Source organism: Azotobacter chroococcum (assembly GCF_002220155.1).
GTDB classification, from domain to species: Bacteria; Pseudomonadota; Gammaproteobacteria; order Pseudomonadales; family Pseudomonadaceae; genus Azotobacter; species Azotobacter chroococcum.
The window spans coordinates 1,509,312-1,529,848 of record NZ_CP011835.1; the positions used below are offsets into that span (position 1 = coordinate 1,509,312).

The 20,537-nt window shown below is 65.9% G+C and carries 19 protein-coding genes; 9 read left to right on the top strand and 10 right to left on the bottom strand.

Annotated features, from left to right (window positions below):
• The first annotated feature begins 53 nt into the window (after positions 1-53).
• The 6 genes from ACG10_RS07005 (at position 54) to ACG10_RS07030 (ending at position 6,596) form a co-directional block, all read left to right on the top strand.
• On the top strand, positions 54-1,238 hold the full coding sequence (locus tag ACG10_RS07005) for an AAA family ATPase (protein WP_089167666.1): 1,185 nt from the start codon (positions 54-56) through the stop codon (positions 1,236-1,238).
• Positions 1,235-1,765, top strand: a complete 531-nt coding sequence (locus ACG10_RS07010) for a hypothetical protein (protein WP_089167667.1) — start codon at positions 1,235-1,237, stop codon at positions 1,763-1,765. The genes ACG10_RS07005 and ACG10_RS07010 overlap by 4 nt, the downstream gene beginning before the upstream one ends.
• A gap of 6 nt (positions 1,766-1,771) precedes the next feature.
• Entirely contained in the window at positions 1,772-3,313 is a 1,542-nt protein-coding gene (locus tag ACG10_RS07015; RefSeq protein WP_089167668.1) for a class I SAM-dependent DNA methyltransferase, read from the top strand.
• On the top strand, positions 3,310-4,749 hold the full coding sequence (locus tag ACG10_RS07020; protein ID WP_089167669.1) for a restriction endonuclease subunit S: 1,440 nt from the start codon (positions 3,310-3,312) through the stop codon (positions 4,747-4,749). The genes ACG10_RS07015 and ACG10_RS07020 overlap by 4 nt, the downstream gene beginning before the upstream one ends.
• A gap of 265 nt (positions 4,750-5,014) precedes the next feature.
• Positions 5,015-5,926: a restriction endonuclease gene (locus tag ACG10_RS07025; RefSeq protein WP_089167670.1), complete on the top strand. Its 912-nt coding sequence runs from the start codon at positions 5,015-5,017 to the stop codon at positions 5,924-5,926.
• A gap of 37 nt (positions 5,927-5,963) precedes the next feature.
• Positions 5,964-6,596, top strand: coding sequence for a hypothetical protein (locus tag ACG10_RS07030; RefSeq protein WP_089167671.1), 633 nt, complete (start codon positions 5,964-5,966; stop codon positions 6,594-6,596).
• A 573-nt stretch (positions 6,597-7,169) separates the two neighbouring features.
• On the opposite strand, the gene ACG10_RS07035 is transcribed toward ACG10_RS07030, so the two are convergent.
• A complete protein-coding gene (locus tag ACG10_RS07035) occupies positions 7,170-9,332 on the bottom strand; it encodes an amylo-alpha-1,6-glucosidase (protein ID WP_232487199.1) in 2,163 nt (720 codons plus the stop codon).
• Positions 9,329-10,411, bottom strand: coding sequence for a glycosyltransferase family 4 protein (locus tag ACG10_RS07040; RefSeq protein WP_089167672.1), 1,083 nt, complete (start codon positions 10,409-10,411; stop codon positions 9,329-9,331). The genes ACG10_RS07035 and ACG10_RS07040 overlap by 4 nt, the downstream gene beginning before the upstream one ends.
• A 280-nt stretch (positions 10,412-10,691) precedes the next feature.
• On the opposite strand from ACG10_RS07040, the gene ACG10_RS23575 reads away from it, so the two are divergent.
• On the top strand, positions 10,692-10,835 hold the full coding sequence (locus ACG10_RS23575) for a hypothetical protein (protein WP_157731391.1): 144 nt from the start codon (positions 10,692-10,694) through the stop codon (positions 10,833-10,835).
• Here ACG10_RS23575 and ACG10_RS07045 read toward each other — a convergent pair.
• Both ACG10_RS07045 and ACG10_RS07050 read right to left on the bottom strand, forming a co-directional pair.
• On the bottom strand, positions 10,793-11,929 hold the full coding sequence (locus ACG10_RS07045; protein ID WP_232487200.1) for a substrate-binding domain-containing protein: 1,137 nt from the start codon (positions 11,927-11,929) through the stop codon (positions 10,793-10,795). The two genes, ACG10_RS23575 and ACG10_RS07045, sit on opposite strands and share 43 nt — an antisense overlap.
• A gap of 72 nt (positions 11,930-12,001) precedes the next feature.
• A complete protein-coding gene (locus ACG10_RS07050) occupies positions 12,002-13,255 on the bottom strand; it encodes a NupC/NupG family nucleoside CNT transporter (protein WP_089167673.1) in 1,254 nt (417 codons plus the stop codon).
• Positions 13,256-13,489: 234 nt separating this feature from the next.
• On the opposite strand from ACG10_RS07050, the gene ACG10_RS07055 reads away from it, so the two are divergent.
• Together ACG10_RS07055 and ACG10_RS07060 are read left to right on the top strand one after the other, a co-directional pair.
• Positions 13,490-13,912 carry a hypothetical protein gene (locus ACG10_RS07055; protein ID WP_089169812.1) on the top strand — a complete coding sequence of 141 codons (423 nt, stop codon included), beginning with the start codon at positions 13,490-13,492 and terminating at the stop codon, positions 13,910-13,912.
• Between the two features lie 38 nt (positions 13,913-13,950).
• The gene (locus ACG10_RS07060) at positions 13,951-14,187 is read left to right on the top strand and encodes a hypothetical protein (protein ID WP_089167674.1); all 237 of its coding nucleotides are present in this window, start codon (positions 13,951-13,953) and stop codon (positions 14,185-14,187) included.
• 63 nt (positions 14,188-14,250) lie between these two features.
• Here the strand turns inward: ACG10_RS07060 and ACG10_RS07065 are convergent, their stop codons facing one another.
• From ACG10_RS07065 to ACG10_RS07090, 6 genes are all read right to left on the bottom strand, one after another.
• On the bottom strand, positions 14,251-15,117 hold the full coding sequence (locus tag ACG10_RS07065) for an MBL fold metallo-hydrolase (RefSeq protein WP_089167675.1): 867 nt from the start codon (positions 15,115-15,117) through the stop codon (positions 14,251-14,253).
• A 184-nt stretch (positions 15,118-15,301) separates the two neighbouring features.
• Positions 15,302-15,931: a CoA transferase subunit B gene (locus tag ACG10_RS07070; protein WP_089167676.1), complete on the bottom strand. Its 630-nt coding sequence runs from the start codon at positions 15,929-15,931 to the stop codon at positions 15,302-15,304.
• A 1-nt stretch (position 15,932) separates the two neighbouring features.
• Positions 15,933-16,631 (bottom strand): CoA transferase subunit A, encoded by a 699-nt coding sequence (locus ACG10_RS07075; protein WP_089167677.1) that lies wholly within the window; start codon positions 16,629-16,631, stop codon positions 15,933-15,935.
• A gap of 39 nt (positions 16,632-16,670) precedes the next feature.
• Complete coding sequence (locus tag ACG10_RS07080; RefSeq protein WP_089167678.1) at positions 16,671-18,014, bottom strand: short-chain fatty acid transporter; 1,344 nt, start codon at positions 18,012-18,014, stop codon at positions 16,671-16,673.
• 99 nt (positions 18,015-18,113) lie between these two features.
• Positions 18,114-18,887 carry a 3-hydroxybutyrate dehydrogenase gene (locus tag ACG10_RS07085; protein ID WP_089167679.1) on the bottom strand — a complete coding sequence of 258 codons (774 nt, stop codon included), beginning with the start codon at positions 18,885-18,887 and terminating at the stop codon, positions 18,114-18,116.
• Positions 18,888-18,906: 19 nt separating this feature from the next.
• Entirely contained in the window at positions 18,907-20,298 is a 1,392-nt protein-coding gene (locus ACG10_RS07090) for a GntP family permease (RefSeq protein WP_089167680.1), read from the bottom strand.
• Between the last annotated feature and the right edge of the window lie 239 nt (positions 20,299-20,537).

Here is a 20,537-nt window from a genome sequence, read left to right on the forward strand (position 1 = left end):
GAAGCTGGCACAAAAGAACAAAATCAACAAAATTTTGTTGAATCTGAAAAAATATGATCAAGTTGCTGCGGTTCTCCAATTTCTACAGCTTCGCCGAGGAAACGCAGGTCGACTTCTCTCTCGGCAAGAAACCCACCCCCTCCGGCTTCGATATCGAACTGGCGGACTGTCGCCTGAACAAGGTGATTGCCGTGGTGGGTGCCAATGGCTCGGGCAAGACCCAGCTCATCAAGCCGCTGGCCTTCCTCAAATGGTTCATCTGCGACTCCTTCCTGCAGGGCGACCCGGATACCGGCATCGCCTATTCCCCGCACATGCTTCACGCGGAGGAGGACACCTGCCTGGAAGTCGACTTCTTCCTGCAAGGGGTCGAACACCGCTATCAGTTGGTGATGAATGCCGGGCGAGTGGTGAGCGAGGTCCTGCTTGCCAGAACCAGCACCCAGTTCAGCTACCTGTTCCGCCGCGAGCGATCAGGGGACGGCTTCACCTTCAAGCAGAAAGGCTTTCCCTTCCCGAAATCCCAGGCCCAGGGGCTGCGCAGCAATGCGTCGTTGCTGGCTGCCGCGCACAGCTACGACATCAAGGAAGCCCGCCCCTTCATCGAGTATTTCCGTCGCGTGGTGAGCAACGTCGCCAGCACGGGCCGTCATCACTTCCAGCACGGGGCGCTGTTCAGTTCGGCCGAGAACTATGAAAGGTCTCCGACCATCAAGGCGCGCATGGTCGAGGCCATGCCCGGGTTGGACCTGGGGCTTTCCGGCGTCGACATCCGCCCGCTGGATATCACGACAGAGGATGGCAAGAGCGCCCGGGTATACATGCCTTTCGGCCAGCACCGGAGCAGCGATGGCCGGACGTTCGAGCTGAGTTTCTTCGAGGAATCCAGCGGCACCCAGTCGGCCTTTGTGCTGCTCGAGCGCCTGTTGACTGCGCTGGAGTACGGTGGTCTGGCGGTGATCGACGAGATCGACAACGACCTGCATCCCCACCTGATGCCCAGGATTCTCGACTGGTTCCGCTTCGAACACAGCAACCCCCATCAGGCCCAGTTGATCTTCACCTGTCATACCCCGGAAGTGCTCAACCGCCTGCAGAAGCATCAGGTCTACCTGTGCGAGAAGGAGGATCAGTGCTCGACGGCCTGGCGTCTGGATGAAGTGGTCGGCCTGCGTGCCGACGACAACCTCTACGCCAAGTACATGGCCGGCGCGCTGGGCGGTGTGCCCGAACTATGAGAAAGCTCCAGCGCAAGCCCCGGCATGCCGTCCTTACCACCCTGCTGGTGGTGGGCGAGGGCGCCGACGACAGGGCTTTCATCATTCACATGAAACAGCTGTTCTGCCCGCGCGGCAGCGGGCTGAAAGTCCAGATCGAAGCCGGTGACGGCGGCTCGGCCGGCAATATCATCAGCAACTCCATCCGCAGCTACAGGGGCGCCGCCTATGACCGTCGCATCCTGCTGCTGGATGCCGACCTTCCGCCAACCGAGGCGGAAAGGAAACGTGCCGAACAGGCCGGTTATGAAATCATCCTGTGGCAGCCGCAATGCCTCGAAGGTGTCCTGCTCGAGGCGCTGGACGAGCCCGTCCGGGCGCATGAAACCAGCCAGCAACTGAAGCAACGCCTGCACCCCCGGCTCGCCGGACGGCACACCGATCCTGCCGCCTATGCCGAACTGTTCACGGCTGATCTGCTGCAAAAAGCCAGCAATCCGGCCCTTTCACAACTGCGCCGCGCGCTGCTGAATCAGCCCGCCGAGTAACCCGACATGACCAACTCCGACATAGTCCAGAAACTCTGGAACCTTTGCGACGTCCTCCGCGACGACGGCATCAACTACAGCGACTACGTCACCGAACTGGTCCTGTTGCTGTTCATCAAGATGGAATACGAGCAGGTACAGAACAACGACGACTTCGGCCACAAGCTGCCCGCGGGCGCGCGCTGGCCGGATCTGGCCGGCAAGTCCGGGCTCAACCTGCTCAACCACTACCGGCAGATGCTCCTCGACCTCGGCCAGAACAGCGACCCGCTGATCGCCGCCATCTACGCCGACGCGCAGACCCGCCTCAAGGAGCCGCGCCACCTCGAACAACTGATCAAAAGCCTCGACGGCATCGACTGGTTCAGCGCCCGCGAGGACGGCCTCGGCGATCTCTACGAAGGCCTGCTGGAGAAGAACGCCAACGAGACCAAGTCCGGCGCCGGCCAGTACTTCACCCCGCGCCCGCTGATCGACAGCATCATCCGCTGCATCCGCCCGCAGCCGGGCGAGACCATCCAGGACCCGGCCGCCGGCACCGCGGGCTTCCTGATCGCCGCCGATGCCTACATCAAGCAGCACACCGACGACTTCTACGACCTCGACGACAAGGCCCGCCGCTTCCAGCGCACCCAGGCCTACGTCGGCATCGAGCTGGTGCCCGGCACGCGCCGGCTGGCGCTGATGAACTGCCTGCTGCACGGCATGGAAGGGGACGCCGAGGGCGTGGTGCACCTGGGCAACGCCCTCGGCCAGACCGGCGCTGGGCTGCCCAAGGTCGACGTGATCCTCTCCAATCCGCCCTTCGGCACCGCCAAGGGCGGCGGCGGGCCGACCCGCGACGACCTCACCTACCGCACCAGCAACAAGCAGCTCGCCTTCCTCCAGCACATCTACCGCGGCCTCAAGCCGGGCGGCCGCGCCGCCGTGGTGCTGCCGGACAACGTGCTGTTCGAGGCCGGCGTCGGCACCGAGGTGCGCCGCGACCTGATGGACAAGTGCAACCTGCACACCATCCTGCGCCTGCCCACCGGCATCTTCTACGCCCAGGGGGTGAAGACCAACGTGCTGTTCTTCCAGAAGGGCGCGGCGGACGATCCCCGGCAGGAAGAAGGCTGCACCAGGCGGGTGTGGATTTTCGACCTGCGCAGCAACATGCCCAGCTTCGGCAAGCGCACCCCCTTCGGTGACAAGCATCTCGAACCCTTCGAGAAGGCTTATGGCGAAGACCCCAACGGCAACAGCCCGCGCGCCGAGAACGTCGAGGGCATCGGCGAGCTGAGCCGCTTCCGCGTGTTCACCCGCGAGCAGATCCGCGAACGCGGCGATTCGCTGGACATCAGCTGGCTGAAGGACGAAGACAGCATCGACGCGGCTGACCTGCCCGCCCCGGAAGTGCTGGCCGGAGAGGCCATGGCCGAACTGACCGAAGCGCTGCGCGAGCTGGATGCGCTGATGCAGGCGCTGGGCGCGGGGGACGAGGCCGAGCAGCAGAAACGGATGCTGGCGGAGGTGATGGGGTTGGAAGTGGCGGAGGCCCGGGAATGAGTGGTGAACTGCCAGACAACTGGATAACAGCAAAGCTGGATGAGCTGGCTGCAGACATTAATTATGGCTACACAGCATCCTCAACGCAGGAGGAGGTTGGCCCGCGCCTGCTTCGCATAACCGATATTCAAGAAAATAAAGTTTCTTGGGAAACGGTGCCATATTGCGAGATTGGCGAAGCACAAAAAGAGAAATACTTGCTTAAAGATCGCGATCTTGTATTCGCCAGAACTGGAGCAACAGTTGGAAAGAGCTTTTTGATAAAAGGAGAGATTCCAGAATCTGTTTTTGCGTCCTACCTTATCAGGGTTCGTTGTCTGCAAAAGGAGATTTCTGATTACCTTGTTCATTTCTTTAAGTCGCCCGCTTACTGGGGCCAGATTACGGAGTTCAGTGCTGGGATTGGTCAGCCAAATGTGAATGGCTCAAAGCTTAAAGAGCTTAGTATTCCTTTGCCACCGCTTGCCGAGCAAACCCGCATCGCCGCCAAACTCGACGAACTGCTGGCCCAGGTCGATACCCTGAAAGCCCGCATCGACGGCATCCCCGCGCTGCTCAAACGCTTCCGCCAGTCCGTCCTCGCCGCCGCCGTTTCCGGGCGGTTGACGGAGGAGTGGCGTGAGAAAAACACCAGATGCTTGGATGTTGTAGTGAGCCCCAAGGCGAATAAGCTCAGCATGGAAGAGTTGGCTGCGGCTGAGGAAATCTTGGGAGAGCCACTTCCTGCTTTCTGGAAAAAATACGCTTTGGAACAGCTTGTTGAGCCGGGACGAGGGGTTCCGTACGGGATTGTTCAGACTGGTGCTGCTGTTGAAAAGGGTATCCCTACTGTTAGGTGTGGGGACGTAAAAAATCTATTTATCGATACCTCAAACCTGAAGACCGTGTCTGCTGAAGTCGAGCAGGAGTACAAAAGGACTCGGCTCAAAGGTGGCGAAGTATTGCTTGCGATTCGTGGCTCCGTGGGTAATGTTGGCGTTGCTCCCGAATCGTTGCGCGACTGCAATATTAGTCGTGAAGTTGCGATGATCCCGACGCTTCCAGCGGTTGTGCCCTTCTATCTTGCTTGTATTCTTCAGAGCCCTCTTGGGCAGCGTTTACTGGTCGGTAAGGTTCGTGGTGTGGCGCAAAAAGGCATCAATTTAGCCGATGTAAGGAGGCTGCCAGTCGCCTTGCCGACGTTTGAAGAGCAAACCGAAATCGTCCGCCGCGTCGAGCAACTGTTCGCCTTCGCCGACCAGCTGGAAGCCAAGGTCAACGAGGCAAAAACACGCATCGACCGCCTGACCCAGAGCATCCTCGCCAAGGCCTTCCGCGGCGAACTGGTGCCCCAGAACCCCGACGACGAAGCGGCCAGCGTACTGCTGGAGCGCATCCAGGCCCAGCGCGCCGCTGCGCCCAAGGCCAAACGCAAGCGCCGCGTAGGAGCGGATTGATCCGCGACCGACCCGCCAAGCGGGTCGCCGGCTGCCGGATTGCCGCGCCGTTGGCGCAGGTCGCGAATGAATTCGCTCCTACAGCCGCAGGCCTCAACGACGAACCGGTCAGTGACGTAGGGTGGAAAACTCGCGTAGCGATTTTCCACCACAACCCCTTCGTCGCTGCCACGGTGGAAAAGCCTGCGGCGTTTTCCACCCTACCAGGATGTTTCTTTTGCTCACCCGGCGCAGGTGCCGGGGCCGCTACCACAGGAAGTCATTTATGCCCATTCCGGATTTTCAGAGCGTGATGCGGCCGGTGCTGGCCGCCGTCGCCGATGGCGACCCGCTGGTGCTGAGCGAGCTGCGCGAACGTATCGCCAATGAGTTCCAGCTCAGCGAGGAGGAACGCAACGAGCGCTTGCCTTCCGGCAAGCAGACGGTGATCAACAACCGGGTCGGCTGGGCGCGCACCTACCTGAACAAGGCGGGGCTGCTGAGCATTCCAGCCAAGGGGCTGGTGCAGATCACCGAGCGTGGCCGCGAGGCACTGGACAACGGCCCGGTGCGCATCACCGTGAGCTGGCTCAAGCGCTACCCGGAGTTCGCCGACTTCCACACCGCACGCCCGGCCGATACTGCAGCCCCCGCCGTGCAGGCCGAGCCGGTCGAAGAGACCACCCCCGACGAGCAACTGGCCGACGCGCACCAGGCGCTGATGCAGTCGCTGGCCGACGAGCTGCTGGCGCAGGTGCGTGCTGCTTCGCCGACCTTCTTCGAGCAACTGGTGGTGGACCTGATGATCGCCATGGGCTACGGCGGCTCCCGCAAGGAAGCCGGCCGCGCCACCCAGGCGACCGGCGACGATGGCATCGACGGCATCATCAAGGAGGACAAGCTCGGCCTGGACGTGATCTACCTGCAGGCCAAGCGCTGGACCAACACCGTGCACCGCCCGGAGATCGACAAGTTCATCGGCGCCCTGACCCGCCAGCGCGCCCGCAAGGGCGTGTTCATCACCACCTCCGACTTCTCCACCGGCGCCCGCGAGGCGGCACTGGGCCTGGACATCAAGGTGGTGCTGATCGACGGCAGCGAACTGGCCCGGCTGATGGTGGAGAACAACCTCGGCTGCAGCGTGAAGCAGATCTACGAGGTCAAGCATCTCGATAGCGATTACTTCAGCGAAGACTGAAACTGCCCTGAACGCATCTGCAACGGAGTGCCTCGCAATGCCCCTGCAAAACCGCGTCGATCCCCGCAGTCAACTGCATGCCGTCTCCGCGCGCGGCACCTTCATGGGCAACCGCGGTCGCCTGCACAATGCCGAGCGGCAGATCGTCAGCCAGTGGAAGATCCGGCCGTGGATCACCTGCGCGCTGTCCTTCAAGGAGCGCAAGCGCGAGCTGATGACGCCGAACAGCTACACCGAGCTGTTCTTCCTCGACGAGCCGACCGCCTACGCCGCCGGCCACCGCCCCTGCGCCGAATGCCGCCGCCCGGACTACAAGCGGTTCAAGGCGGCCTGGGCCAGGGCCTTCCCGGAGCAGCAGGACCTGTCGGCCAAGGCCATCGACAACCTGCTGCACGCCGTCCGCCTCAATGATGACGGCAGCCAGCGTACCTGGACCGCGAAGCTCGCCGAGCTTCCGGACGGCAGCATGATCGAGCACGACGGCGAGTGCGTGCTGCTCTGGAAGGGCCACCAGTGGCGTTGGTCGTTCGCCGGCTATTCGCCGCTGCAGCCGATCATCCCGGCCGGGCAGGAGGTCGCGGTGCTGACTCCGGAGCCCATCGTCCGCCTGTTCGCCGCTGGGCTGGCCGGGGCGCTTGCCGTGCATCCGTCGCTCGACTCTTGCGACTGATCGACCGAGCCTCATCAGCACTCATTCAAGGACGAAGTGACCAGCCATGCTGTATCAGCAAGACCTGTTCGAGTCAGAGGCTGCCCGCTCACTGCTGGATCAACTTTCCGCAAAACTCGCACCGGCATTCGTCGGCTCGGCCGTATAGGGCAGATCCCGGATCCCCGGCCCGAGCAGCCTTGTCTATCAGTATTGCTGAATCGATTTACCAATCTCAGTTCCGTTGCTTGAATCTTCGGCGTAGAAGCTAATGGTGATCGCTCAGTAGCGTTGCTGGAGGTCTGCAATGGACGTGGAGCTTGAATTTTGGGCACTGTTGTCGGTGGTAGCCATTGCTGGTGTGATCTGGGAGGTCAGGGCGGGGTAATGTCGGTTTTAAGGGGCAGCCCTTTCAAGGCCTTCGGCTGAAGGCCAATCGGCTGCTTGCCAGCAGGGCTGTAGGAGCAGATTTATCTGCGATCATTGGCAAAACCAGAAGCATCGCGAATAAATTCACTCCTGCCGAAGCGCTATCGACCTCACTTCCCGGATTACCCCCAATGGGAAAGTGCAAGACCCTGAAAGGGCAGCTCCTCAAAACTGCACCGACAGCCGCACCGGCTGCGGGCCGTGCTGCTGTTCGATGAAGGCCACCACGCGCTGGCCCAGCCGCTGGAAGTTCAGGTCGACGCGCTGTTTGCCGACGTGCAGGTGGCGGACCTGCAGGCAGTCGATTTCGGTCGGCAGGCGCGGTTGTTCCACGAGGATGGTCAGGCGGCGGGCGTCGATGCGCAGGCCGAGGCAGGCCTGCAGCAGCATGAACACCGAGCCGGCGGCCCAGGCCTGGGGCAGGCAGGCGACCGGGTAGGCGATCGGCGCCTCGCCGGAGGCGCGCTCGAAGCCGCAGAACAGTTCCGGCAGGCGCATGCCGAACTGCGTGGCGGCCTCGAACAGGCCGCTCATCAGATGCACGATGCCCTCGCGCTCTCCGTAGCGCGCCATTCCGGCGGCGCACAGGACGACATCGTGCGGCCAGACCGAGCCGTTGTGATAGGACATGGGATTGAAGCGCACGGCCTCGGGCGGCAGGGTGCGGATACCCCAGCCGGAATTGAACGCGCTCGACAGCAGCTGGCGCACCAGCGCCTGCCCGCGCTCCGGACAGGGCAGGCCCACGTACAGCAGATGGCCGGCATTCGAGGCGCGCACGCGGCACGGCCGACCGGTCCCGTCCAGGGCGAGCGCGTAGAAGCGCAGGTCGTCCTGCCAGAAGTGCCGCTCGACCGCTGTGCGCAGTTCCTGCGCGCGCTGCCGCCAGTGCGAGGCCGCGTCGGCGGCGCCGCGCCATTCGGCGAGTTTGGCCATGCTCAGGTAGGCCCGGTAGGCATAGCCCTGGACCTCGATGAGCGCGATCGGCCCTTCCGGCGTGCTGCCGTTCTGGTGGAACACCGAGTCGTGGCTGTCTTTCCAGCCCTGGTTGGCCAGGCCGCTGGCTTCGCCGCGCGCATAGCTGAGGAAGCCGGAATCGTTGGCGGAGCTGTGCTCTATCCAGCGGACGGCGGCCTCCAGGGCCGGCCAGAAGGGATCGAGCGTCTGCACGTCGCCCATGCGGTCGGCGTAGGCCCCGGCCAGCACGATGAACAGGGGCGTGGTGTCGACGCCGCCGTAGTACTGGGCGAAGGGCAGCTCGTTGACCGCGGCCATCTCGCCCTTGCGCATCTCGTGCATGATCTTGCCCGGCTCGGAGTCGCGGAAGGTCGAAGTCTGCTCGGCCTGGTGCCGGGCCAGAAAAGCCAGCACGCCGTACGCCAGGGACGGATCGAGCCACAGGGTCTGCAGGGCGGTGACGATGGCGTCGCGGCCGAAGGGGGTCGAGAACCAGGGAATGCCGGCATAGGGATAGGGGCCGGTCGGCAGGTCGGTGGTCAGCAGCGCCAGGTCGGCCCGCGACTTGTCCAGCCACGTCTGGAACAGGCGCGCGGAGGACTGCAGCCGCGCGCCCCGGCGCTGGCGGGCGCGCATGCTGCGCCGCGCCGCGGCCGCCGCCGTCCGGTAGCGGATGCTGCCGGGCTCCGCCGCCACGTCGGTGCCGATTTCCACATGCAGCGTCCACGACGAGCGCTCCCGGATGTCGACCAGGAATTCGGCATGCTTTTCGTCCAGCTGCCCGGGGACTTCCGAGAACTCGATGCAGACGGTGCGCAGCAGCTGGTCCAGCCCGGTGTAGCTCAATTGCACGACTCGCTCGCTGACCTGCGACGGATGCTGCTGGCCGCGCTGCAGGCGCTTCTCGCCGCGCACCTCGAACATGTCGTGGAAATCGGCGGCGAACTGCAGCGTCAGCGGCGCCTGCAGTGGCTGATCGCCGTAGTTGAAGAGGCTGATGCGCTCGAAGATCCGGCCCGCCCAGAGAAAGCGCTTGCGCTCCAGGTGAATGACACCCTTGGGCGTGGCAGCGCTTTCCATCGGCGACAGCGGATGATTGGTCATGTGGGCGGTGAAGAACACATTGTCCTGGCTCACCATGCCCGACAGCAGCGACGGCTTCTGGCCACCGAAGCGCAAGCGGAACGTCGAGAGGATGCGGGTATCGTTGTGGAACAGTCCGTCGGCCTCGCCGGTCACGTCGCCGTAGGTGTCGGCCACCAGGAAGGTATCGCCCTCCTTGAGCACGAGCAGGCGCTGCGGGGTGCGCTCCAGTACTTCCTCGATATCGAGCTCGGCGAGTGCCGGTTCCCGGGTCATCCCCTGGGTCATGGGTTCGGGCCTCCTGGCGGGAGAGCGGCGGGCGCCGGGCCGCGGCTGCCGAAGGCGGGCAACCGCTGGTAGAGCTCGAGGTAGGTGCTCGCCATGATCTTCGAAGAAAAGCGCCGTTCGAAGGCGGCGCGCACGCGTCCTCTGTCGAGCGTCAGCGCTTCGTGGATCGCCGCCACGGCCTGCTCGTCGCTGTCGACGATGAGCCCGGTCACGCCCTGTTCGACCACTTCCGGCACGGACCCACAGCGCCAGGCGACGACCGGCGTGCCGCAGGCCATCGCCTCGATCATCACCAGCCCGAAGGGCTCCGGCCAGTCGATGGGGAACAGCAGCACGCTCGCATTGCCGAGGAATTCCGCCTTGTCGTCGTCCCCGATCTCGCCGAGGAACTCGATCAGCGGATGGTCGAGCAACGGGCGGATGCGCTGCTCGAAATACTCGCGGTCCGCCGCATCGACCTTGGCAGCGATCCTGAGCGGCATGCCGGCGCGGATCGCGATGGCGATGGCGCGGTCGGGCCGTTTTTCCGGCGAGATGCGTCCGAGAAAGGCCAGGTAGCCGTTGTCGGAGGCCTCGTGGTAGCGGAAGTGCTCGCCGTCGGTGCCGTGATGTACTGTCCCGTGCCAGTGGGCGAACGGCAGGGGGCGGCGCTGATCCTCGGAGATCGAGACGAGCGGGAAGGCGCTCCAGCGCCGGTAGGCCTCGGGCAGGTCCTTCATGTCGAGCCGTCCATGCACGGTGGTCAGCGTCCGCCCGGCCATGTCCTCGAAGAACGGGAAGTGCAGAAGGTCGGTGTGGAAGTGCAGGACATCGAACTCGTCGGCATGGCGCCGGACTTCATGCAGCAGGACGAGGTGGCTCGCCAGGTCCGATTTCAGCGGTGCGGGGTCCAGCCGCAGCGCCTGCTTGCGCATCGCCACCAGCCGGGCGCTGGTGCAGGAATCCGCCGAGGCGAACAGGGTCACCTCGTGACCCTGTTCGACCAGCGCCTGGGTCAGGTGCGCGACCACCCGTTCAGTGCCGCCGTACAGCCGTGGCGGTACGGATTCGTAGAGCGGAACGACCTGGGCAATCTTCAATCGCGGAAATCTCCTGGCCCCCTTGGATCCGGCCGCTCCCGGCCAGATGAAGAGAGTCGTGCTTTGGGAAGGACCCCGCGTTCCAGCGGAATGGGACAAGTATGGCCCTTCTGTGACGCCCGTCCTGTCTCCCGACGTGTGGAGCAGCGTGGCGGTCGGGTGTGTCGCTGGTGTGTTCTTGTGGCTATGTGCTACTGCAGGCTGCGGCCCAGCTCCCGTAGACTGCGCGCCAGTCATCCGATTGCGCGCCTTGCCAGAGTGCACAGCCGAAGGAACGCCCATGGCCGAAAGCGGTAATTTCGCCTTTCTCGAGGAACACGACCCGGTCTTTCTCCAGCTCGCCAGCAGCGCCGAACGGGCGTTCGCCGGCGATCTCAAACCTCAACGCTTGGCCGGGATGTCCGGCAACGATTGGGGCAAATAGGCACGACTTCCGACGAGAACCTTCTCGGAGACGGGCTCACCCTGCGCCAGGCGCCTGAGCGTCCGGTAAATCTGGCGACCGATCTCGCGGCTTTCCGTGCTCAGATAGGCCTGCACCAGGCCCTCGTCGAGCAGCGCGCGTCGTGCCGCATCGTCAGGCTCGGGGGTGATGATGATGATGGCCGGCTGCGCACCCTTTTTATCGAGTTCGGCAAGCAGCGGGCCGAGTTGCCGGCGATAGAGGTCGGCTCGATAAACCAGCCAGGGGCTGAGGCTGATGATGGTATCGACCTCGCTGCCGGAGCTCAGCAGGGTGGTGAGCTGGAACAGCGCTTTCTGTTGAGTGTCGGCGCCAAAGACTGGGCAGCGGTCCGGCTCGCTCCAGCCATTCCCCCCGCTCAGCCGATCCGCCCCCTCATGGCTTGGGACACCGCCGAGCTGCTGGCGGATGCCCTTGAGGTGCTCCTGGTAGCTGATGTCGTGTGGGCCGCCGGCACTCAGGATGCACAACCTTCCGCCCTGCGGCCTGAAGCGCTGGGCGAGCGTGCCCAGCCGCTGGCCGAAAGCCAGGCTGTCGAGCCCGACGAAGCCGCGGCGCAAATGCCGCTCGGCGGGTTCCAGGTCCGAATCGAAAGTGATCAGCGGCGTCTGGCCCAGCCGTTTCAGCGCGTGATCGGCCAGCCACTTCGAATGGGTTACGGACAGGGCGATACCGTCCAGGTTCCTGGCGAGGGCCTGCTCCAGGACAGCGTTCTGCAGACGAAAATGCGCCGGTCCCGGAGGGCCCAGCAACAGACAGGTGTCGCCCTGGGCCCGGGCCGCCTCGGCGCAGCCCTCACCAATCAGAATGAAGTAGCGATGGTCGACCCGCTTGGCGACCACCGCGAACTGCAGGGGCTCGGCACGGGCAAGAGAAGCGGACAGCAGTCCGAGAAACAGGCTGACAACGGCAAGAAAGCGGCACAGCGGCGATCTTTTCACAGCGAACACTTGCGAATCGCGGAATGCACGCAGAAATGATAGATCTTTGGCATCCGTTACACGCAGCCAGTCATGGACAATCTGCAATTGGCAGGAAGCCCCCTTCATGATCATGCCCACACCACCCGCGTGGATACGCAGTCCGGGGCGCCCAGCGCCGGGTTCCCGCGCAGGAGCGGGGAACCATCAGATAATCAAGCCAGCCACCGCCCCCGTCATCAGGGTTGCCAGTGTTCCGGCATAGAGGGCGCGCAGCCCGAGCGCCACGATTTCGCCGCGACGTTCCGGCGCCAGCGCGCCGAGGCCGCCGATCAGGATGCCGATGTTGGCAAATCCGCACAGGGAATAGGTCATGATCAGGCGGCTGCGTTCGCTCAGCGCGCCTTCCGGCAGGCCGGCGAGCTGCAGGTAGGCGATGAACTCGTTCAGTACCGTCTTGACGCCCATCAGCGCCCCGGCGGTCATGGCCTCGGCCCAGGGAATGCCGGTCAGCCAGACGATGGGGGCCATCGCCCAGCCCAGCAGGCGCTCCAGCGTCAGCGGCGCGCCATCGACCGCCGGCAGCCAGGCCAGTCCCAGATTGGCCAGATGCACCAGCGCGACCAGCACCAGCAGCATGGCGATGATGTTGAGCCAGAGCTGCAGGCCATCCAGGGTGCCCCGGGTCACGGCATCCATGGCGCTGTGGTAACGGAGCTGCTCCGGCGCTGGCAGGGGAGCGGCTTGCGGTTCTGCCGGGTCCTGCCCGGGAGGAATCATCACATGGGCGATCAACAGGGCCGCCGGCGCGCTGATCAGCGAGGCGATCAGCAGATGGCGGACCGGATCGGGAATGCTGCCTTCGAGAAAGGTGGCGTAAAGCGCCATCACGGTGCCGGCGATGGTGGCCATGCCGGTGACCATCACGGCGAACAGTTCGCTGCGCGACATGCCTGCCAGATAGGGGCGAATCAGCAGGGGCGCCTCGGTCATGCCGACGAAGACATTGGCGGCGCTGGCGAAGCCCACGGGGCCGCTGATGCCAAAGGCCTTCTGCAGCAGCCAGGAGAATGCCCTGACGACCAGCGGCAGGATCCGCCAGTGGAACAGCAGCGCCGACAGGGCGCTGATCACCAGCACCAGCGGCAGCGCCTGGAAGGCCAGCACGAAACCGTTGGACGGGCTGGTGACGGCATAGGGCGCCGCGCCGCCGCCGATGAAGCCGAAGACGAAGGCGCTGCCGGCGGCGCTGGCCTGTTGCAGAGCCTGCACCAGCGCGGTCAGGGGCTCGAACAGCCGGCTGGTGCCGGGAAACTTCAGCAACACGGCCGCCAGTCCGAACTGGCACAACAGCCCGGCGACGATCACCCGGGGCCGCACCCGCGTGCGCCGTTCACTGATCATCCAGGCCAGCAGAACCATCACGGCCAGCCCCAAAAGTCCCTGAAATAGGGTGAACATGCGCTCGCACTCCCGGTGATCGATTCCCGCTTGTCTGTGGGGGCGCCAGTGTACCTGTCGTGCGGGCCTTGCTGTTCGCCCGGCCTTGCGCTGCGCCTGGGACCGCGTGAACCGATTCCGGGGCTGCTCTGCCTTCGCCAAGTGCAGGACAATGCAGAACCAGGGCTTGCGCCCGTCACGACAACGGAGATACCCATGAAACAGAACGATCAGGCGGACGCGGTATGGATGCAGATGTGCCGGGCCGCCGGACTGGACCCGCAGCGGCGGCTGGCGGCGCGGCAGGCGATCCTGCAAGGCGAGGCGGCGCAGGACTGCACGGTCTACCGGCCGGACGAGCGCGACCCGGACGCCGAGGAGGAGGACCTGGGCGACGCCAGAGTCCTCTTCACCGGGCTGTTCCAGGCGCCTGAGGAATGGGACGAGCAGATGCGCGCCGACTATTTCGACGAGAACGATCCGGTGCTGTTCGTCACCGCCTTGATCGAGTGCGAGGCCGCGCCGGCGTCGCGCGGTTTCTTCATGGTTGAAGCCGGCGATTACGTCGCCGCCACGCTGGAAACGGGCGAGGTGGTGATGTTCTACGTGTACGACTGCAGCGAGGACGAGCAGGGCCGGCGCTGCGTGCTGATCCGCGACGACGAGGTGCTGCTCTGAGCGGCTGCCGTGCGCTGTCGATCCTTTCGGGAGAATCCATGCACGACCACGACCACGACCATGAAAAAACCTCCCGCGCCGACTACCACCGCTCCCACCGGGCGCGCGCCGTGGCCGAGGCCGAGCGGCTCCTGGCCGAGCGGCTCCTGGCCGAGCGCGAGCGACTCGGCGGGCGCTGGCTGGGCTGGGTAGCGGGGGAGCTGTATGCGCTGAGCCCGCCGCAGTACGCCAGCATGGTGCGGCGGGAGCTGCAGCGTCTGCAGGGGGGCGGTTAGAGCAGTTTCACCCTATTCAGATGATGGTGCCCACGCTCCCGCGTGGGCACCGCCGAGCCCGCCTCACTCCGCCAGTTCCACCACCTCGCCGCTGCTTTCGCTGAGGCCGAAGCGGCCCTTGGCGTCGCGGATCAGGCGGCCCATGGCGATCTTCGGATCATGGGTGAAGACCAGGCGGCCGCCGCGGGCCAGCAGGTCTTCGAGCAGGGCGGTCTTTTCCTCGATCAGGCCTTCGGGGAAGCGGTCGTAGCCCATGGTGATCGGCAGGTGCACCCAGGGCGCGCCGGGGACCAGATCGCCGGCGAACAGCACCGGGCCGCCGGGCATCGCCACCTCGGGCAGCAGCTGGCCGGGGGTGTGGCCGTCGCTGACGTGGAAGCGCCAGTCCGGGCCGAGGGTCTGCGAGGTCTGGCCGTCGTCGAGCAGTTCCAGGCGGCCGCTGGCTTCGAGCAGCTCCAGCAGCTCGGGAATGTAGGAGGCGCGGTCGCGGGCGTGCGGCTGGCAGGCGCGCAGCCACTGGCGGCGGCCGCTGACGAAGCGCGCGTTGGGGAACAGCAGGCGCGGCGGCTGGCCCTCCTCCCAGGCGGCGAGCAGGCCGCCAGCATGGTCGAAGTGCAGGTGGGTGAGCACCACCACGTCGATGTCGGCGTCGGACAGGCCCTGCGCGGCGAGGTTGTCGAGCAGCACGTGGCGGCTTTCCTGCACGCCGTAGCGCTCCTTCAGCTCGGGGCTGAAGAAGGCGCCGATGCCGGTTTCCACCAGGACGTTGCGGCCGTCCTCGCGCACCAGCAGGGCGCGGCAGCCGAGGTCGATGCGGTGCAGCGCGTCGGCCGGCATCCAGCGCTCCCACATGGCGCGCGGGGCGTTGCCGAACATGGCGCCGCCGTCGAGTTTCTGGCTGTTGCCGGGCAGGGTGGTCAGGGTACGCATGGGATGGATCCTTCCTTGTTGTTGTGATCGCCTGGTCAAGGCTAACCCCTGGGCCGTGTCGCTGCACAGGAGCGCCTGCCCGGAATAAAAAAGCGCGGCGCCCGAAGGCAGCCGCGCAAGAGGCATGGGGCATGGGTCGGGTCACCACACAGCCACACCTGAAGGGAACGGGACAGGCAGGCCGTCAGCGCCGGATCGGGCAGCCGGTGGCCTCCTGCAGTTGCTCGAAGCTCACCCCCTCGGCCAGCTCGACCAGCTTCAGGCCCGCGTCGGTGACGTCGAGCACCGCCAGGTCGGTGATGATCCGGTCGACCACGCCGACGCCGGTCAAGGGCAGGGCGCAGCGCGCGAGGATCTTGTGCGCGCCGCCCTTGGCGCAGTGCTCCATCAGCACCACCACGCGCTTGACCCCGGCGACCAGGTCCATGGCGCCGCCCATGCCCTTGACCATCTTGCCGGGGATCATCCAGTTGGCCAGGTCGCCGTGCTCGGAAACCTGCATGGCGCCGAGGATCGACAGGTTGATGTGCCCGCCGCGGATCATGGCGAAGGAGGCGGCGCTGTCGAAGAAGCTGCTGCCGGGCAGGGTGGTGACGGTCTGCTTGCCGGCGTTGATCAGGTCCGGGTCGACCTCGGCCTCGGTGGGGAAGGGGCCGATGCCGAGCAGGCCGTTCTCGCTCTGCAGCCAGACCTCCATGCCTTCGGGGATGTAGTTGGCGACCAGGGTCGGCAGGCCGATGCCGAGGTTGACGTAGAAGCCGTCCTGCAGCTCCCGGGCGGCGCGCTGCGCCATCTGTTCACGAGTCCAGGCCATGTCAGGCACTCCGCAGGGTACGTTGTTCGATGCGTTTTTCCGGGCTGGGGTTGAGCACCAGGCGCTGCACGTAGATGCCCGGCAGGTGGATCTGGTCGGGGTCCAGCTCGCCGGTTTCGACGATCTCCTCGACCTCGGCCACGCAGACCTTGCCGGCCATCGCCGCCAGCGGGTTGAAGTTGCGCGCGGTCTTGTTGAACAGCAGGTTGCCGGCCCTGTCGGCCTTCCAGGCCTTGACCAGCGCCACGTCGGCGGTCAGCGACTTCTCCAGCACGTACCACTCGCCGTCGAACTGGCGGGTTTCCTTGCCCTCGGCGACCAGGGTGCCGTAGCCGGTCTTCGTGTAGAAGGCGGGGATGCCGGCGCCGCCGGCGCGCAGCTTCTCGGCCAGGGTGCCCTGCGGGGTGAACTCCAGCTCGAGTTCGCCGGCCAGGTACTGGCGCTCGAACTCCTTGTTCTCGCCGACGTAGGAGGAAATCATCTTGCGGATCTGCCGGGTCTCCAGCAGCAGGCCGAGGCCGAAGCCGTCGACGCCGGCATTGTTGCTGATCGCGGTGAGGTGCTTCTTGCCGGACTCGCGCAGGGCGGCGATCAGCGCCTCGGGGATGCCGCACAGGCCGAAGCCGCCGACGGCGAGGGTCATGCCGTCCTCGACCAGCCCGTCGAGGGCGGCGTGGGCGCTGGGGTAGAGCTTGTTCATGGAATACCTCTCTGCTTGCGTCCGGGGGCCGGGCGCCGATCAGGTCAGGAAATAGAAGGCCGCGCAGATCACCGCTCCGGAATAGAGCAGCATGATCAAGCAATAGCCCATGATGTCGCGGGCGCCCAGGCCGACGATGCCGAGCAGCGGCAGGGCCCAGAACGGCTGGATCATGTTGGTCCAGGCGTCGCCCCAGGCGATGGCCATGGCGGTGACTTCCGGGGCGACGCCGAGGGCCTGGCCGGCCGGCAGCATGATCGGCCCCTGCACCGCCCACTGGCCGCCGCCGGAGGGCACGAAGATGTTGACCACCCCGGCGCTGAGGAAGGCCAGCAGCGGGAAGGTCTCGGCGCTGGACCAGGCGACGAAGGCCTCGCTGATCTGCCGGCCGAGGGACATGCCCTCGCCGTTGGCGCCCATCATCATGCCCATGATCCCGGCGTAGAACGGGAACAGCAGGACGATGCCGCCGATGCCGCGCACGCTCTCGTCCATGGCGCGCATGTAGCGTTCCGGGGTGCCGTGCAGCAGCAGGCCGGCGAATAGGAACAGGGCGATCACCACGTTCAGGCCGAGGGCGAAGCCCTGGCTGGCGAAGTGGCCGACGAGATACACCAGCGCCATGCCGACCAGGGCGAGGGCGAGCAGGCGGCTGTCGTCCAGGCGCTGCGCCGGGGTGTCGCGGCGCGGCGGCTCGGGACGTACCTGGGCGAGCAGGGAGGGATCGGCGATCCGGGCGCCGTCGTGCGGGTGCATGGCGCGGTTGAGCAGCGGCAGGCCGATCACCAGGCCGGCGACGATGGCGAGGTTGAGCGGGGTGAACAGGCTGCGCTGGATGCCGATGGCCTCGCTGAGCACGCCGCCGGAGACGCGCGCGAGGTCGGCGCCGCCGCTGGCCAGGGCCAGCGGGATGGAGCCGGACAGCCCGCCGTGCCAGACCAGGAAGCCCGAGTAGGCGGCCGCCACCAGCAGCGGATAGTCCACTCCCGCGACCCGGCGCGCCAGTGCCTGGGCGAACACCGCGCCGACCACCAGGCCGAAGCCCCAGTTGAGCCAGCAGCCGGCCAGCGCCACCAGGGTGACCAGCACCACCGCCTGGCCGGGAGTGTGCGCCAGGCCGGCCAGGCGGTCGAGCTGGCGGCTGACCGCCGGCGCGTTGGCCAGGGCGTGGCCGGTGACGAAGATCAGCGCCATCTGCATGGCGAAGGCCAGCAGGGTCCAGAAGCCGCCGTTCCAGTGCCCGACCATGGCCGGCAGGCTCTGCCCGGTGAAGAGCATGCCGGCGGCCAGCACCAGCAGGGTGAGCAGGGCGGAGAACACGAAGGGCGAGGGCAGGTAGCGTTGCACCAGCAGGACACAGAGGTGGGTGATCCTGGCGAACATCGCGTGCTTCCTTGTTGTTTTTATTGCCGTTGTCGTGGCCATTGTCGTTGCACCCTTGTGGTTGTGCCGGTCGTCATCGCTCGTCGGCAGGGAGGCGCGTCACTGCGCCGCCCAGCCGCCGTCCATGTTCCAGGCCGCGCCGCGCACCTGGCTGGCCGACTCGCTGCAGAGGAACAGCACCAGCGCGCCGAGCTGCTCGGGGGTGACGAATTCCAGCGACGGCTGCTTCTCGGCCAGGAGGTCGTGGCGGGCGCCGACGGGATCGCCGCTGGCCAGGGCGCGGGCGTCGATCTGCTGCTGCACCAGCGGGGTCAGCACCCAGCCGGGGCAGATCGCGTTGCAGGTGATGGGGGTCTGCGCGGTTTCCAGGGCGACCACCTTGGTCAGGCCGAGCAGGCCATGCTTGGCGGCGACGTAGGCGGACTTCTGCGCCGAGCCGACCAGACCGTGCACCGAGGCGATGTTGACGATCCGTCCCCAGTTGCGCCGGCGCATGCCCGGCAGCGCCAGGCGGATGGTGTGGAAGGCCGAGGACAGGTTGATGGCGAGGATGCTGTCCCAGCGCTCCGGCGGGAACTCCTCGACCGGCGCCACGTGCTGGATGCCGGCGTTGTTGACGAGGATGTCGACGCCGCCGAACTCGCCCTCGGCGAAGGCCATCAGCGCGGCGATTTCCTCCGGCTTGCTCATGTCCGCCGGGTGGTGGCGCACTTGGCCGCCGTGCTGGCGCACCGCCTCCAGTGCCTGCTGCGCGTCGCCAAAGCCGTTGAGCACCAGATTGGCGCCGGCGGCGGCCAGGCAGTGGGCGACGCCGAGGCCGATGCCGCTGGTGGAGCCGGTGACCAGGGCGGTCTTGCCGCTGAGGATCGTCATGGGATTGTCTCCGTTGTTGTCAGACCAGGCCGGTGGCGTAGAACACGCCGATCACCACGAACACGGCCAGGGTCTTGATCAGTGTGATGCCGAAGATGTCCTTGTAGGCTTCCCGGTGGGTCAGGCCGGTGACTGCCAGCAGGGTGATCACCGCGCCGTTGTGCGGCAGGGTGTCCATCCCGCCGCTGGCCATGGCGGCGACCCGGTGCAGCACCTCCAGGGGAATCTGTGCGGCATTGGCGGCGGCGATGAAGGTGTCGGACATGGCCGCCAGGGCGATGCTCATGCCGCCCGAGGCGGAGCCGGTGATGCCGGCCAGCAGGGTGACGGTGATCGCCTCGTTGATCAGTGGATTGGGGATGCTCTTCAGCGTGTCGGCCAGCACCAGGAAGCCCGGCAGCGCGGCGATTACCGCGCCGAAGCCGTATTCCGAGGCGGTGTTCATCGCCGCCAGCAGCGAGCCGCCGACGGCGGTCCGGGTGCCTTCGGCGAGCCGGCTGCGCACCACGCGGAAACTGCTGACCAGCACCAGCAGGATGCCCAGCAGCAGCGCTGCCTCCACCGCCCAGATGGCGGTGATCTTGCCCACCTCGGTCTGCACCGGCGCGGCCATGCCGGCCAGCTGCAGGCTGTGGGTCTTGCCGTACAGCCCGGGAATCCAGCGGGTGAACACCAGGTTGGCGGCGCCCACCAGCAACAGCGGGGAGAGCGCCAGCCAGGGATTGGGCAGAACGATGTCCTCGGCGGTTTCCGGTTCGTTGCGCAGGTTGCTGCCGTAGCCTTCGCCGGCGGCGTGGGCCCTGCGCCGCTGGCGCTGCAGGTAGAGCAGGCCGACGGTGATGACGAACAGTGCGCCGATCAGCCCCAGCCAGGGGGCGGCCCAGGCGTTGGTGCCGAAGAAGGCGCTGGGGATGATGTTCTGGATCTGCGGCGTACCGGGCAGCGCATCCATGGTGAAGCTGAAGGCGCCGAGGGCGATGGTCGCCGGGATCAGCCGCTTGGGGATGTCGCTCTGGCGGAACATCTCGGCGGCGAACGGATAGACCGCGAACACCACCACGAACAGCGACACCCCGCCGTAGGTGAGCAGGGCACAGACCAGCACGATCACCAGCATGGCCTGGCGGGTGCCGAGCAGGCTGATCGCCGCGCTGACGATGGAGCGCGAGAAGCCGGACAGCTCGATCAGCTTGCCGAACACCGCACCGAGCAGGAACACCGGGAAGTACAGCTTGATGAAGCCGACCATCTTTTCCATGAACACCCCGCTGAAGGCCGGGGCCACCGCGCCGGGGTCGGTCAGCAGTACCGCGCCGAGGGCGGCGAGGGGGGCGAAGAGGATCACGCTGTAGCCGCGATAGGCGGCCAGCATGAGCAGGGCCAGGGCCGCGAGGGCGACGATGACGCTCATCGAAAATCTCCTTGAGCCTGCCGGTGGCGAGCGGCAAGCCGTCAATGGCTTGCGCTGAGGATGGTCACGGCAGGGATATTGTTGTTATCGGCTGCGGCAGGCCGCGCAGTTCTTAGATGGCGAATTCCGTGCCATCTGCGTTGGTCATTGATTTGCAAGGATTTTTTCGTGGTGTTCGGGCGTGTTTTCCCAGATTTGGGAAGGATGGGCGCGCGGGGCGGGCTGAATGGCCGATTGGT

Excerpts from the sequence above, each read along its gene's own strand:
- ACG10_RS07025 (WP_089167670.1), top strand. The coding sequence starts at position 5,015 with ATGCCCATTCCGGATTTTCAGAGCGTGATGCGGCCGGTGCTGGCCGCC.
- ACG10_RS07090 (WP_089167680.1), bottom strand. The coding sequence starts at position 20,298 with ATGAGCGTCATCGTCGCCCTCGCGGCCCTGGCCCTGCTCATGCTGGCC.
- ACG10_RS07020 (WP_089167669.1), top strand. The coding sequence starts at position 3,310 with ATGAGTGGTGAACTGCCAGACAACTGGATAACAGCAAAGCTGGATGAG.
- ACG10_RS07035 (WP_232487199.1), bottom strand. The coding sequence starts at position 9,332 with ATGACCCAGGGGATGACCCGGGAACCGGCACTCGCCGAGCTCGATATC.
- ACG10_RS07080 (WP_089167678.1), bottom strand. The coding sequence starts at position 18,014 with ATGTTCGCCAGGATCACCCACCTCTGTGTCCTGCTGGTGCAACGCTAC.
- ACG10_RS07050 (WP_089167673.1), bottom strand. The coding sequence starts at position 13,255 with ATGTTCACCCTATTTCAGGGACTTTTGGGGCTGGCCGTGATGGTTCTG.
- ACG10_RS23575 (WP_157731391.1), top strand. The coding sequence starts at position 10,692 with ATGGCCGAAAGCGGTAATTTCGCCTTTCTCGAGGAACACGACCCGGTC.
- ACG10_RS07015 (WP_089167668.1), top strand. The coding sequence starts at position 1,772 with ATGACCAACTCCGACATAGTCCAGAAACTCTGGAACCTTTGCGACGTC.
- ACG10_RS07075 (WP_089167677.1), bottom strand. The coding sequence starts at position 16,631 with ATGAACAAGCTCTACCCCAGCGCCCACGCCGCCCTCGACGGGCTGGTC.
- ACG10_RS07030 (WP_089167671.1), top strand. The coding sequence starts at position 5,964 with ATGCCCCTGCAAAACCGCGTCGATCCCCGCAGTCAACTGCATGCCGTC.
- ACG10_RS07085 (WP_089167679.1), bottom strand. The coding sequence starts at position 18,887 with ATGACGATCCTCAGCGGCAAGACCGCCCTGGTCACCGGCTCCACCAGC.
- ACG10_RS07070 (WP_089167676.1), bottom strand. The coding sequence starts at position 15,931 with ATGGCCTGGACTCGTGAACAGATGGCGCAGCGCGCCGCCCGGGAGCTG.
- ACG10_RS07055 (WP_089169812.1), top strand. The coding sequence starts at position 13,490 with ATGTGCCGGGCCGCCGGACTGGACCCGCAGCGGCGGCTGGCGGCGCGG.
- ACG10_RS07060 (WP_089167674.1), top strand. The coding sequence starts at position 13,951 with ATGCACGACCACGACCACGACCATGAAAAAACCTCCCGCGCCGACTAC.
- ACG10_RS07010 (WP_089167667.1), top strand. The coding sequence starts at position 1,235 with ATGAGAAAGCTCCAGCGCAAGCCCCGGCATGCCGTCCTTACCACCCTG.
- ACG10_RS07045 (WP_232487200.1), bottom strand. The coding sequence starts at position 11,929 with ATGATCATGAAGGGGGCTTCCTGCCAATTGCAGATTGTCCATGACTGG.
- ACG10_RS07065 (WP_089167675.1), bottom strand. The coding sequence starts at position 15,117 with ATGCGTACCCTGACCACCCTGCCCGGCAACAGCCAGAAACTCGACGGC.
- ACG10_RS07005 (WP_089167666.1), top strand. The coding sequence starts at position 54 with ATGATCAAGTTGCTGCGGTTCTCCAATTTCTACAGCTTCGCCGAGGAA.